This is a genomic window from Sulfuriflexus mobilis, from assembly GCF_003967195.1.
Lineage (GTDB): Bacteria > Pseudomonadota > Gammaproteobacteria > AKS1 > AKS1 > Sulfuriflexus > Sulfuriflexus mobilis.
Genome location: NZ_AP018725.1, coordinates 943,317 through 956,167 on the forward strand (window position 1 = coordinate 943,317; position 12,851 = coordinate 956,167).

A 12,851-nucleotide genomic window follows, 5' to 3' on the forward strand; every position below is an offset into this window, starting at 1 on the left:
GATGCGGTCATATGACCGCATCGTTTTTTCTAGTCGGATGTCATAAACCACTGTGCAAAAAAAACATACCTTTATCGCCCAGGAAGGACGCCCGTATATTCTGCTTAGCCTGGTCCTTGCAGGTCTGGTCTGGTTTTACCTGGGTCTTACCGCAAGCCTGCCTATCTGGCCCGTGCCTTTTATCCTGATTTTTCTGTTCCGAGATCCGGTTCGAACTATCCCTGCAGAACCCTTAGCCATTGTTAGCCCGGTGGATGGCGAGGTCATCGAGGTGGAAGCGGTACGTGACGGTTTCCTGGATCGTGATGCCATCAAGATCGTCTTGTCGATGGGATTGATGGATATGTATTCCATTCGCAGCCCGATTGAGGGCAAGGTTATGAACCAGTGGCTGGTAGGCAGACGCTTTGCCGTATCGGATGCACCGCGTTTTGCGCAATGGATCCAGACCGATGAAAATGATGACCTGTTAATGGCCATCTACACAAGCGTTTTACCCCGTCACCCGCGCTGTTATGTACAATCAGGCGAACGTGTCGGGCAGGGGCAGCGTTGCGGCTTTATGAGTTTTGGTGCCCGTCTCGAAATCTATGTGCCCGCTGAGAGTCGTATTGAGGTAAAACCCGGGCAGCCCGTGCGCGCCGGTGAGAGCGTGATCGCGCATTTTATCCATCGAAGCTAGTTGCGAAAGCCACGTGAAGCAGCCAATATAACAACCATGAGCGAAACCCAGCAAAACGAAACCAGTCCGAAAAGGCGTCGTCGTGGTATCTACTTGTTGCCAAACCTGTTTACTACGGCAGGCCTGTTTGCAGGTTTTTACGCAATTATTGCCGCCATTGGCGGGCATTTTGAGAATGCCGCCATGGCGATCTTCGTCGCCATGCTGATGGATGGCTTTGATGGCCGGGTCGCGCGCATGACCCACACGGAGAGTGACTTTGGTGCTGAGTACGACAGCATGGCCGATATGGTCTCCTTTGGTGTGGCCCCGGCGCTGGTGGTTCACCAGTGGGCCCTGACCAGTATGGGCAACATCGGCTGGTTTGCGTCATTTGTCTATACTGCCGGTGCAGCCCTGCGGCTGGCCCGTTTTAACACCCAGTTGGGTATCGCCGACAAGCGTTACTTCCAGGGCCTGGCCAGTCCGGCGGCGGCGGCCCTGATAGCCGGCCTGGTCTGGCTGGGGGCCGACCTGGGTTGGGAGGGCGCAGACAAGCGCGTTATTGCCTTCCTGTTGACCTTCTTTGCCGGTGTGCTCATGGTCAGTAATATCCGTTACCACAGCTTCAAACAGTTCGACCTGCATGGCAAGGTGCCGTTTATCGTCATGGTTGCACTGGTGCTTGCGTTTGCGGTGATTTACCTGCACCCGCCTATCGTCCTGTTTGCCGGGTTCCTGCTCTATGCCGTTTCAGGTCTGATTCTGACCTTATGGCAGCTGCAACGTCGCCGTGCCGAACGAAAGCAGGAGCAGCAGACTTCCAGGAGCAATCCCGAGGCCTGAAGCACTTGGCAAATGCCACTGTCGGGGCTATAGTTAGTTTCATGAATACCTTAATACACAAGTCAGCTGTCCAGAAGGCCCGTCCGGGTCAGGCTGCTCTGTGTCTGGCACTCTCCCTGCTCCTGCCGTAAGGCAGACTATACAAACCCCATACCCTGGCGAGGGTCAGTAAAACGCAAAAATTATCCAAGAATCAATAGAATACCTGCCGCCTGAGCGTGCCCATTGGGGCCTGTGAGTGGTAAAATGCCGGCAGTATTGCCTGGAGTCAGACATGAGTGACAAGTTAATTATTTTCGATACGACCTTGCGCGACGGGGAGCAGAGCCCCGGTGCCTCGATGACCAAAGACGAGAAGGTGCGTATTGCCAGGGCGCTGGAGCGCATGCGCGTGGACGTGATCGAGGCCGGTTTTCCGATTGCCTCACAGGGTGATTTCGAGGCGGTCAAAGCCGTCGCCGACACAGTGCAGGACAGTATGATTTGCGGCCTGGCGCGTGCGCTGGATAAGGATATTGACCGGGCCGGCGAGGCCCTGAAGGGCGCCAATTCGGCACGTATCCATACCTTTATCGCCACCTCGCCGATCCATATGCAGGAAAAACTGCGTATGGCACCGGAGCAGGTATTGGAACAGGCCGTGCGCGCCGTCAAACGCGCCCGCCAGCATACCGATAATGTCGAATTTTCACCGGAAGATGCCGGGCGTTCTGAACTGGACTTCCTGTGCCGTGTACTGGAGGCGGTGATCGACGCCGGTGCGACGACGCTGAACATCCCGGATACGGTTGGCTACAATCTGCCGCACCAGTTCGGTGAGTTGATCTACAACCTGCGGGAAAAGATCCCGAATTCCGACAAGGCGGTGTTTTCGGTGCACTGTCATAACGACCTGGGTCTGGCCGTCTCGAACTCCTTGTCCGCGGTATTGAATGGTGCACGCCAGATCGAGTGTACGATTAACGGTCTCGGCGAGCGTGCCGGTAATGCCTCGTTGGAAGAGGTGGTCATGGCGGTGCGTACGCGTCAGGATATCTTTGACTGCGATACTACGCTGGACACGACGCAGATCATGACCTGTTCACGTCTGGTCTCCAGTATCACCGGTTTTGCCGTGCAGCCGAACAAGGCGATTGTCGGTGCGAACGCCTTTGCCCATGAATCCGGTATTCATCAGGATGGCGTACTGAAAAATCGTGAGACCTACGAGATCATGCGCGCCGAGGATGTGGGTTGGGCGACCAACCGCATGGTGCTGGGCAAACACTCCGGGCGAAATGCCTTCCGTACCCGTATGCAGGAGTTGGGGATTAGCTTTGCCAGTGAGGATGAAGTGAATGCTGTCTTTTCACGTTTCAAAGATTTGGCAGATAAAAAGCATGATATCTTTGATGAAGACTTGCAGTCACTGGTGACAGAGGTGGGTATTGAGGCCGAGAATGAACGTTTTAAGCTGTTGTCATTGAAAGTGTGTAGCGAAACCGGCGAGACGCCGGATGCAAGTATCACCCTGTGGGTGGACGGCGAGGAAAAGTCTGCCCACGCCCAGGGTGGCGGACCGGTGGATGCCACTTTCAAGGCTATAGAAGAGATCGTACATAGTGAAACCGAACTGCAATTGTACTCGGTGAACAATATCACCTCGGGTACTGATGCGCAGGGTGAGGTGACAGTGCGTCTGGAAAAAGGTGGCAGTATTGTGAATGGCCAGGGTGCCGATACCGATATCGTGATTGCCTCGGCCAAGGCCTATATCAATGCACTGAACAAGATTGTTCATCCGGTTGAACGTGCCCATCCACAAGGTGCCGATGTGTAATGCGTGACCCGTATCTTCAGGCGATGGGGATTGAACAGTGGGTGCGGCGTGAGCCGCACCTGCATCAGTCTGATGTTGCCGAAGAGAAGCATGATGTTCCGGTTAAAGTCCTGCCAGCGGTTGCTGAATCGAGCGCCGAGGCAGTCACGCCCATCCCGGTTATGGAACTCAGCCCAACACAAAGTCGTCAGTCACATAATGTCGACGGACTCGACTGGTCCGGTCTTGAAAGCCGCGTTAGCGAATGCAGGATTTGTGACCTGCATGCAACGCGAACCCATACCGTATTTGGTATGGGGGATCGCAACGCCGACTGGATGATTATTGGCGAGGCACCCGGTGCCGATGAGGATAAGCAGGGCGAACCCTTTGTTGGTCGCGCCGGTGAGTTACTCACTGCCATGTTGCAAGCCATGAAGCTGAGACGTGAACAGGTCTATATCACCAATATCCTCAAGTGTCGCCCACCACAAAACCGTGACCCAAGCCAGGATGAGATACGGTGTTGCCAGCCCTATCTGCATCGCCAGATTGAATTGCTCCGGCCGAAGGTGATCCTGGCCGTCGGTCGTATCGCGGCACAAAGCCTGCTTGAACGTGACGAGACCATGAAGGCCATGCGCGGTCAGCGTTTTGAATATGCCGATACCGGTATCCCGGTGGTGGTGACCTATCACCCGGCCTACCTGCTGCGTTCGCCGACCGAGAAGCGCAAGTCATGGCAGGACCTGCAGTTTGCCCTGCGACGGTTTGCAGAGCAGGGGGGGAGATCTTGAGTGCCATCCTGCAAGCTGTGCCGATACGTCTACGCCCCATGCGAGAGACCGATATCGATGCGGTGATAGCGATAGAAAATGCTATCTACCCCTTTCCCTGGACAGAGGGCATCATGCGTGACTGCCTGCGAGTGGGCTATTGCTGCTGGCTGGCGGTACAGGAAGAGCAGGTGGTCGGTTACTGCATCATGTCAATCGGAGCCGGTGAGTCACACCTGTTGAATATCTGCATTCACCGTGACTGGCAACGACAGGGTGTCGCCAGCCAGTTGATGAAAAACATGCTCAATATCGCCAGACGTCATGGTGCCGAGACCTGTCTGCTCGAGGTGCGTCCATCCAACATCGTCGCCATCGAGCTGTACGAAAAACTGGGCTTTTCCCAGGTCGGCCTGCGCAAGGCCTATTACCCTGCGGAAAATGGCCATGAGGATGCCTTGATCCTGGCCTACCCCTTATCAGATTATGAGGAATAGCCGTTTAGTCGCGCCGCCGTTTCAGGTAGAATTGCGCCCAGTTTCACAGTAACGAAAATCATGTCCGAGATTGCAGACCAAGCGGCCCTGCGCCGCACCTTCGCCATCATCTCCCACCCCGATGCCGGCAAGACCACACTCACCGAAAAGCTCCTGCTTTATGGGGGTGCGATCCAGCTCGCCGGTACGGTGAAAGGGCGCAAGGCCGACCGCCATGCCACTTCCGACTGGATGGAACTGGAAAAACAGCGAGGTATCTCGGTGACCTCCTCGGTCATGCAGTTCCCGTATGCCGGTAAGATCATCAACCTGCTGGATACGCCGGGCCACGAGGACTTCTCGGAAGATACCTACCGCACGCTGACTGCGGTGGATTCGGCACTCATGGTGATCGACTGTGCCAAGGGTGTAGAGGCCCGTACCATCAAGCTGATGGATGTCTGTCGTCTGCGTGATACGCCGATCATCACCTTTATCAACAAGCTGGACCGTGAAGGTCGTGATCCACTCGAGTTGCTCGATGAGGTTGAGAATATTCTCAAGATCCGTTGTGCCCCGATCACCTGGCCGATTGGCATGGGTAAGAATTTCAAAGGTGTCTTCCATTTGTATAATGATTGCGTCCACCTCTTCAGTCCGACCCATAAGGGAAAGTTGCAGGAAGGCGAGATCATCCTGGGCCTGGATAATCCGCGTCTTGATGAAGTGCTCGGTGACAAGGTGGATGAATTGCGTGAAGAGATTGAGCTCGTGCGTGGTGCGAGTAACGAGTTTGATGTTGAGGCCTATCTTAAGGGTGAACTGAGTCCGGTTTCATTTGGCTCGGCGATTAATAATTTTGGCATTAAGGAATTGCTGGATACCTTTGTCGAATACGCGCCACCACCCCTGCCACGCAAGGCAGATACCCGTATAGTGAAACCGGAAGAAGAAAAGTTCAGTGGCTTTGTATTCAAGATTCAGGCAAATATGGATCCTGCTCACCGCGACCGTATTGCCTTTATGCGCGTGACCTCGGGAAAGTTCAGCAGCGGCATGAAGATGCGTCAGGTGCGTATCGGTCGAGACGTTCAGATCGCCAATGCGATTACATTTATGGCCCGTGAGCGTGAAAACGTTGTTGAGGCCTTTCCCGGAGACATTATTGGTCTGCATAACCATGGCACGATCAAGATTGGGGATACCTTTACCCAGGGTGAAGATCTGAAGTTTACGGGTATCCCGCATTTTGCTCCTGAAATGTTCAGACGTGTGGTCCTGCGTGACCCATTGAAAATGAAGGCCCTACAAAAGGGTTTGATTCAGCTCTCAGAAGAAGGTGCAACCCAGGTCTTTCGGCCCATGAACAGCAATGACCAGATACTTGGTGCAGTCGGTGTGCTGCAGTTTGATGTGGTCGCCTATCGACTGAAGGATGAATACAATGTCGAATGCAGTTACGAGCCGATTCAGGTCGCCACAGCACGTTGGGTAGAGTGTGATGACCCGAAGATGCTCGAAGACTTCCGCAAAAAGGCCTTTGACAACCTGTCACTCGACGGGGCCGAGGAGCTGACCTACCTGGCACCGAGCCGGGTCAATCTTGAGCTGACCATGGAGCGTTGGCCAGAAATAAAATTCCACGCCACCCGGGAACATTGATAACATATCAATAAGTTGTTGTAATATAAAACAATTGCCTTGAGGGCGGCGACGTCAGTGCGCTATCCGTGCGCTCGACTTTCCTAAAGTTATTCAGTAGCTTACCGATAGCCTATGTATGTAGATAGGTGTATAGGTATATGCATGCACATTTTCAATAATAATAAGATTACTCGATGTTTTCTGGGCCTGGTTTTACTGGGCCTGTTGGTGATACCTGCCGCGTTGGCGGCAGGGCAAAAACAGGCGAAGACGGATCTGCGCGTACTGGTCGATGTTTCCGGCAGTATGAAACAAAATGACCCTGAAAATCTGCGACGCACGGCCTTGCGTCTGTTAATCGGTCTGGTACCAGAACAGGCCCGCGTCGGCATCTGGACCTTTGGTCAATACGTGAACATGCAGGTCAAACCAGGATTTGCCGACGAGGCCTGGAAGAAGACCGCGCGAGAGGAGGCCGACAAGGTACATTCGCGGGGCCTTTATACCAATATCGAGTCAACCATTGATAAGAGTACCTGGGATTGGCGCAAACCTGACCCAAGCTGGAATCGACATCTGATTCTCTTGACCGATGGACAAGTGGATATCTCGAAAGACAAGGGTAAGAACCAGGCCTCCCGTAATACAATCCTCAAAGACCTGTTACCGAAGTTAAAGGCGGCGGGTGTAAAGTTACACACCATCGCTTTGTCAAAGAATGCCGATCATGAATTGTTAAAGAAACTCGCTACTGAAACCGATGCCTGGTATGAGCCGGTGGAGTCAGCAGAAAAGTTGCAGAAGGTCTTCCTGCGATTATTTGAGAAGTCCACATCGACAGATAATGTACCTCTTATTGGTAACCATTTTGAGGTCGATGACAGTATCAATGACATGACCCTGTTGGTATTCAGTAAGCAAGGGGATAAACCAACTCGGGTTATTCGACCGGACAACTCCAGTTTTCAGTATGGACAGATACCCAAAAATGTCTCATGGCATCATGACAAGGGTTTTGACCTGATAACAGTATATAAACCCGAGACCGGTAGCTGGGCGATTGATTCCACCGCAGACCCGGATAATCGCGTACAGGTAGTGACAAATCTCAAGCTGCGTGTCAGTGATATGCCGAATAATATTTTGCGCGAAGAAGCCCTGAATATTTCAGCTGAGCTAATCGAAAATGATGGCCCGCTATCCAACAAGGAGATCCTGAACCTCGTTGAGATGAGTGCGGAAACACGGCAGGGTGAGCAATCAGTCAGCAAAAAAATAGAACCATCGGACAAGCCGGGTACGTATTCAACCGAGATAATTGGCTTGGATACAAAGGGTGCTATGGAGCTGATTGTCAGGGCAAATGGCCCGACATTCAAGCGTGAAAGCCGGCATACAGTGCGTATACATGAAAGTCCCTTGAAACTTGATATTACCGAGAAAGATGACAAGTTCCTGATTACGTTAACAGAGAACCCGGAGATTATACAGGCAGGTACATTGCGCTTGGCATTAAAGTTTAGTGACGATGAACAGGTTTACCCTGTGCCCAAGGCTGGCGCACATTCATGGCAAGCAAAAGTAGGTCACGAATTTGCCGGGCGCAAGATAAATATCCAGGCTAATGCCAGTCTTGTCGGTGGTCGTGAATTTACGACTGAAATGCATGCTGAGTTGCCAAAAGCCGAAGCCCCTTTTGTGGACCCAATCATGGTTTGGGCGGAAGAGTATGAAGGTAGTTTTGTGATCCAGGTATTGGAAACCCCGGGTGTTTTCCAGGTAGGCACCCTGGACCTGAGCCTGGCACTGCCCGTGCTTGATAGTGGGGATGTTGGTGAAACCAATAGCTTTCGGCATGTTAACGCCAATCTTTGGCGTATTGAAGTCAATCCGCTATATGCAGAAAAATCCGTCGTGATAAAAGCCAGTGCGCATATCCTCACAGGCAAACCCTATAAAAAGGTACATAGCCTGACCTTGCCTGGAATAACTAAAACAGAACATATGGATAATATGTCAGCGCCTCTATCAGAACAGGAAAGTGGCCATGATGAAAAAACGGCGGAGGCCGAAGCTGCCGTCGAAGATATTGCCGTAACGGCTGAAGAAAAACACGAAGACAAAAAAGATAAAAAAACAAACTGGATATTGATTATTTCAATACTGGTAATGATCAATGCCTTGATTGGTGTTGGGGCCTATTTTGCATATCGACGTTGGATACGTCGAGATAGCCAGGTCGATGATGCACTTAACGAAGAAGAAATTGAAACTTCGCAGCCGGCAAAAGCAGAGGCGGTCGAAGATATCAGTTTTGATGAAGATGTTGAAGAGATCATAGATAGTGCTGCCGGTCAGGATGCAGCAGTGGAAAATACAACTGCTGTCGATGAAGAACAGGACTTTTCCGAACAGCGACGCACCGAGTCATCAAGTGTTGACGTGGAACTCGGTGATGAAGAAACCACTGTAGATGCTGAAATGGCACAGGACACTGACGAGGTGATCCCGACCTTGACGGAGACTGCAGAAGATGAGGTTACGGAGAATGGTATTGACAGCAGCGATGAGGCCGTTGCCGATGCCTGGGCCGAGGCCCTGGACGAAGCAGGTGATAGCACGCCTGCCGAGGACGTTGCTGAGCCGGCTGAGGTGGCCAATAGCGATGAGGCCGTTGCCGATGCCTGGGCCGAGGCCCTGGACGAAGCGGGTGACACGACACCTGCCGAGGACGTTGCCGGGCCGGCTGAGGTGGTCAGTAGCGATGAGGACGTTGCCGGGCCGGCTGAGGTGGCCAGTAGCGATGAGGCCGTTGCCGACGCCTGGGCCGAGGCCCTGGACGAAGCGGGTGATACCACGCCTGCCGAGGACGTTGCTGAGCCAGCTGAGGTGGCCAGTGGCGATGAGGCCGTTGCCGACGCCTGGGCGGAGGCCCTGGCTGAATCAGAGGATACTGCTACGATTAAGGATGACAATAATGTAAATAATGAATCAGGTGGTGACTCCGGGGATGAGAAAAAATGAGTGAGTCTGTTTTGTCTATGTTGATAGTCGGGGCCGAGTTTGGCGCCATGGCTATACTGATCCTTCTTGTACTTGGCTTCTTTGTCTTGCGTCGACGCAGGGCAAATAAGCAGCATGTTGCTGAATTTATCAGTAGTTACAAAAAAGATCGCTCTGAGCGTATTGATAATTTCAAGGAGCGACTTGAGGGAAATTTTTACCTCGTTGGCGAGGATGCTGATGAAGCACTTAACAAGATATCAAATTCAGAGTCTCGTCTGCATAAACGGGTGTTGAATATGTACCTCGGAAATGATCGAGACTGCCTCAAGGATATACGTAAGGATGTCGCATCTCTGAATGAGAACTGGATGTCGATTATGAATGATAGCCTGGCTAATGCATCTGAATCATTAGGAAAAACCGAGGTGATTACGCAGATGCAAAAAGAATACAGTGAGCTGAAGCAGGAAAACGAATCCATGCGAAAAGAACTTGCCGAAGCGATGCAAAGCATGGAGGAAATGCTTAAAGAGTATTCATTACTCTATGCGGGGCGTGATGAGAAAAATGAAACCATGGAGCGTCTTTCAGGGGAATTTGATGAAATGAAGAAAAAAACTGATTCTCAGGACACGGACTAATTACCCGCACTTATGTTCCGCATGCGAATTTTTTCCTGTCATATCCATATCCATGCTGCCATGATCGTGATGCTCATGTGCCCCGGGTGCGAACAGGCTATATAAACCGAATAATAAGATCAGTGTCCCTGCAAGTTGTCGAACCAGTGGTTTACGGACAAAATTACTCAGATGTGAAGCGGCGCTACCCATTAGAAATAACATGGGCAAGGTGCCAAGGCCAAATGCCAGCATAATGGATGCCCCCTGAACGCTGTCCTGTGAACTGAGGGCAAAGGCGAGCATCGCATAAACCATACCGCAGGGCAGCCAGCCCCAGACGAGGCCCAGGCCAAAGGCCTGAAAGGGATTTGTCACCGGCAGGAAACGCCGGCCTAGTGGTTGCAGGTACTTCCAGACATGATTGCCGGCGCGTTCCAGTATGGTAAGCACTTGCCACCAGCCAGCAATATAGAAACCGAGTGCGACCATAAACAAGCCACTGAGCCATTTGCCAATGGCGTTGACGGGTTGGCCAAGCAGGCTGGTGGTTTCTGCGCCGAGCCAAGCCAGCAATGCTCCTGCAATGACATAGCTCAGAATACGACCACTATTATAGAGTAGCTGATAGGGGAGCAGTCGCCAAAGTGTGCGGCGGGTCTTTTCTGGCAGTCCCATACTTAGGGCACCGACGATACCGCCGCACATACCGACACAGTGCAGTGATCCGAGTAGGCCGGTTATGAAGGCCGCTATCAGGCTAATCTCATTAGTCATGGGGAATTGCGAGGCTTATTGACCGAAGACAACCTGGTTATTGTCCGGTAGTTTCAGGCTACCGGTTAAACGCCATTCTGGCGTACTTACCTGCGTATGCCAGCGCCCGGGTTCTAGTTCGGGCAGGATGGCAAAGTAGTCACCCTGCGGTGTGCGTTGCAGGGTCATCCTACGGTCAAAACCGGCACGGGTGGCGTGCAGCATGGCCAGATCCAGTTTATCCGGCAGGCTGGCCTGTTTGTGTGACTTTAATGTTAGCAGAACGGTAGCCTTAGTCTGCTCAAGGTGCAGGCTGCCATAAAGTCCCAGTTTTGTCGCCGCCAGGTCGCGCTCTATAACCAGGTTTATCTCTTTGCCTTGTTTATAGTAATCATCTATGACCAGACCATCATAGGATACGATGGCAAAGTAGAGCAGGAAGCCTCCCATGACCACAGCGGAAAAGGGGATACCAATCAGCATCCATACATAGGGCGTACGGTACCAGGGGCGTTTTATGCTATCCATATTTATTTGATTCCGGTTGGCGCGAGGAAGCGACTTTCAGATTCTATCTGAATGTCGGCATTATCCTTGGCCTGTAATTTGAAGTTAATGCCGGTACTGCGCGACTTCAGGTCATAAGGGTCTGCCTGCAGGCGCAGTGAGATATCGGCAACCTCACCGGAGGCAACCCTTATTTGCGGACGATTCATGATGACCTTTATGCCTTCAATGCCAGAGACAGACAGCGTGTAATCATGGGTGTTTTCGTCCATGTTGATAATCTTTAGTGTATAGACATTTTCAATCAAGCCTTCCTGGGTCTCATCATAGAGGCGGTTACGGTCACGCAGGATATCCAGACCCAGCGGTACACGTGTAGCGATGGCATAAAATATCGCGGCCGTAAACCCAAGCAGGATGAGAGCATAGATAATGACGCGCGGTCGCAGGAGATGTGAAGGTTTACCTTCATCGGCATGTTGCGTGGTATAACGAATCAGCTTACGCGGGTAGTCCATCTTGTCCATAATGCTGTCACAGACATCAATACAGGCCGAGCAGGCGATACACTGGTATTGCAGTCCATCACGGATATCAATGCCCGTTGGGCAGACCTGCACACACAGGCCGCAATCGATACAGGATCCAAGACCCTTTTCGGCCAGATTCTCGCCACGCTTGCGCGAACCGCGAGGTTCACCACGTTTCTCGTCATAGGAGATGATCAGGGTGTCCTTGTCGAACATGGCGCTTTGGAAGCGCGCATAAGGACACATATAGATACAAACCTGCTCGCGCAGGAAACCGGCATTGCCCCAGGTGGCAACGCTGTAGAAGATCACCCAGAACCATTCCCAGCCACCGAGTGATAAATCGGCAATACGTCCGGCCAGTTCCATGATCGGAGTGAAGTAACCGACAAAGGTAAAGCCGGTAAAGGCGGCAAAGATGATCCAGACGGTATGTTTACTGCCCTTAATTATGAACTTGCGAGCGGTCCAGGGGGCCTTGTCGAGTTTCATCTGCTTGGTGCGGTCGCCTTCTATCTTGCGCTCAAACCACAGGAAAATCTCGGTCCAGACGGTCTGCGGGCAGGCGTAGCCGCACCAGAGTCGACCGGCGACGGCGGTAAAGAAAAACAGGGCGAGGGCGGCAACAATCAATAACAACGCGAAGTAGAAAAAGTCCTGCGGCCAGAAGGTCAGGCTGAAGATGTGAAATTTTCGATTCGGCAGATCCAGTAGCACGGCCTGGTGACCCTGCCATTGCAGCCATGGGGTCAGGTAATAGATACCGAGCAGGATAAATACCCCCATACTACGCCAGAAGGCAAAGATGCCATGGACTTCACGCGGGTAGATCTTCTCTTGCTTGGCATAAAGAGAGCTTGAAGTATCGGTGTTCTTTTCAGTGCTCATATCTCTGACTCAGTAAATAAATATCCGTTTTGCCAATGCACAAGGCATTTGCAAAGCAGGCCAACACGTGAAGAAAAACGGGTGTACGTTACTTGGGGTTCGGGTTACAGGGCTTGCGGAAGAAGCAGGTTAGCGCGCAAGACGAGGTAGTCAGTAACCAGAAAAGAAAGAACCCGATGGTGTAGACACCCAGTCGAGGCATATCGGCGAAGCGTGTTTCCTGCAACAGTGTGACAGGGTCAAAGGCAGCGAAGAACAGTACCGTGGCGAGTCCGGCCATGAGAAAGGCCGGCCAAAGAACAGAGATGGTTTTCTGACATTTGGGGATTTCTTGTTCCATCCT

General features: G+C 52.2%; 12 protein-coding genes. 8 read left to right on the forward strand and 4 right to left on the reverse strand.

From position 1 onward, the window contains the following. The first annotated feature begins 52 nt into the window (after positions 1 to 52). The 8 genes from EL386_RS04850 (at position 53) to EL386_RS04885 (ending at position 9,848) form a co-directional block, all read left to right on the forward strand. Positions 53 to 682 carry a phosphatidylserine decarboxylase gene (locus EL386_RS04850; RefSeq protein WP_126453973.1) on the forward strand — a complete coding sequence of 210 codons (630 nt, stop codon included), beginning with the start codon at positions 53 to 55 and terminating at the stop codon, positions 680 to 682. A 36-nt stretch (positions 683 to 718) separates the two neighbouring features. Further along, on the forward strand, positions 719 to 1,507 hold the full coding sequence (gene pssA, locus EL386_RS04855; RefSeq protein ID WP_126453975.1) for a CDP-diacylglycerol--serine O-phosphatidyltransferase: 789 nt from the start codon (positions 719 to 721) through the stop codon (positions 1,505 to 1,507). A gap of 274 nt (positions 1,508 to 1,781) precedes the next feature. Next, positions 1,782 to 3,326: a 2-isopropylmalate synthase gene (locus EL386_RS04860; RefSeq protein WP_126453977.1), complete on the forward strand. Its 1,545-nt coding sequence runs from the start codon at positions 1,782 to 1,784 to the stop codon at positions 3,324 to 3,326. Further along, positions 3,326 to 4,102, forward strand: a complete 777-nt coding sequence (locus tag EL386_RS04865) for a uracil-DNA glycosylase (protein ID WP_172597618.1) — start codon at positions 3,326 to 3,328, stop codon at positions 4,100 to 4,102. Before EL386_RS04860 ends, EL386_RS04865 begins: the two co-directional genes overlap by 1 nt. After that, on the forward strand, positions 4,099 to 4,578 hold the full coding sequence (gene rimI / locus EL386_RS04870; RefSeq protein ID WP_232020248.1) for a ribosomal protein S18-alanine N-acetyltransferase: 480 nt from the start codon (positions 4,099 to 4,101) through the stop codon (positions 4,576 to 4,578). Before EL386_RS04865 ends, rimI begins: the two co-directional genes overlap by 4 nt. A gap of 60 nt (positions 4,579 to 4,638) precedes the next feature. Continuing rightward, on the forward strand, positions 4,639 to 6,219 hold the full coding sequence (locus EL386_RS04875) for a peptide chain release factor 3 (protein WP_172597620.1): 1,581 nt from the start codon (positions 4,639 to 4,641) through the stop codon (positions 6,217 to 6,219). 144 nt (positions 6,220 to 6,363) lie between these two features. Then, positions 6,364 to 9,225 (forward strand): VWA domain-containing protein, encoded by a 2,862-nt coding sequence (locus tag EL386_RS04880; RefSeq protein WP_172597621.1) that lies wholly within the window; start codon positions 6,364 to 6,366, stop codon positions 9,223 to 9,225. Continuing rightward, complete coding sequence (locus EL386_RS04885; protein ID WP_126453983.1) at positions 9,222 to 9,848, forward strand: EGFR-like transmembrane domain-containing protein; 627 nt, start codon at positions 9,222 to 9,224, stop codon at positions 9,846 to 9,848. Before EL386_RS04880 ends, EL386_RS04885 begins: the two co-directional genes overlap by 4 nt. Here EL386_RS04885 and EL386_RS04890 read toward each other — a convergent pair whose 3' ends face one another. The 4 genes from EL386_RS04890 to EL386_RS04905 form a co-directional block, all read right to left on the reverse strand. Further along, entirely contained in the window at positions 9,849 to 10,604 is a 756-nt protein-coding gene (locus EL386_RS04890) for a sulfite exporter TauE/SafE family protein (RefSeq protein WP_126453985.1), read from the reverse strand. A gap of 15 nt (positions 10,605 to 10,619) precedes the next feature. Continuing rightward, positions 10,620 to 11,111, reverse strand: coding sequence for a FixH family protein (locus EL386_RS04895; protein ID WP_126453987.1), 492 nt, complete (start codon positions 11,109 to 11,111; stop codon positions 10,620 to 10,622). A gap of 2 nt (positions 11,112 to 11,113) precedes the next feature. Then, on the reverse strand, positions 11,114 to 12,508 hold the full coding sequence (ccoG, locus tag EL386_RS04900; protein ID WP_126453989.1) for a cytochrome c oxidase accessory protein CcoG: 1,395 nt from the start codon (positions 12,506 to 12,508) through the stop codon (positions 11,114 to 11,116). An 88-nt stretch (positions 12,509 to 12,596) separates the two neighbouring features. After that, positions 12,597 to 12,848, reverse strand: coding sequence for a hypothetical protein (locus EL386_RS04905; RefSeq protein ID WP_126453991.1), 252 nt, complete (start codon positions 12,846 to 12,848; stop codon positions 12,597 to 12,599). Positions 12,849 to 12,851: the final 3 nt, after the last annotated feature.

Bases quoted from the DNA above. Each gene is read 5' to 3' on its own strand.
- EL386_RS04890 (WP_126453985.1), bottom strand. From the start codon at position 10,604: ATGACTAATGAGATTAGCCTGATAGCGGCCTTCATAACCGGCCTACTC.
- EL386_RS04865 (WP_172597618.1), top strand. From the start codon at position 3,326: ATGCGTGACCCGTATCTTCAGGCGATGGGGATTGAACAGTGGGTGCGG.
- ccoG (WP_126453989.1), bottom strand. From the start codon at position 12,508: ATGAGCACTGAAAAGAACACCGATACTTCAAGCTCTCTTTATGCCAAG.
- pssA (WP_126453975.1), top strand. From the start codon at position 719: ATGAGCGAAACCCAGCAAAACGAAACCAGTCCGAAAAGGCGTCGTCGT.
- EL386_RS04880 (WP_172597621.1), top strand. From the start codon at position 6,364: ATGCACATTTTCAATAATAATAAGATTACTCGATGTTTTCTGGGCCTG.
- EL386_RS04895 (WP_126453987.1), bottom strand. From the start codon at position 11,111: ATGGATAGCATAAAACGCCCCTGGTACCGTACGCCCTATGTATGGATG.
- EL386_RS04905 (WP_126453991.1), bottom strand. From the start codon at position 12,848: ATGGAACAAGAAATCCCCAAATGTCAGAAAACCATCTCTGTTCTTTGG.
- EL386_RS04885 (WP_126453983.1), top strand. From the start codon at position 9,222: ATGAGTGAGTCTGTTTTGTCTATGTTGATAGTCGGGGCCGAGTTTGGC.
- EL386_RS04860 (WP_126453977.1), top strand. From the start codon at position 1,782: ATGAGTGACAAGTTAATTATTTTCGATACGACCTTGCGCGACGGGGAG.
- EL386_RS04875 (WP_172597620.1), top strand. From the start codon at position 4,639: ATGTCCGAGATTGCAGACCAAGCGGCCCTGCGCCGCACCTTCGCCATC.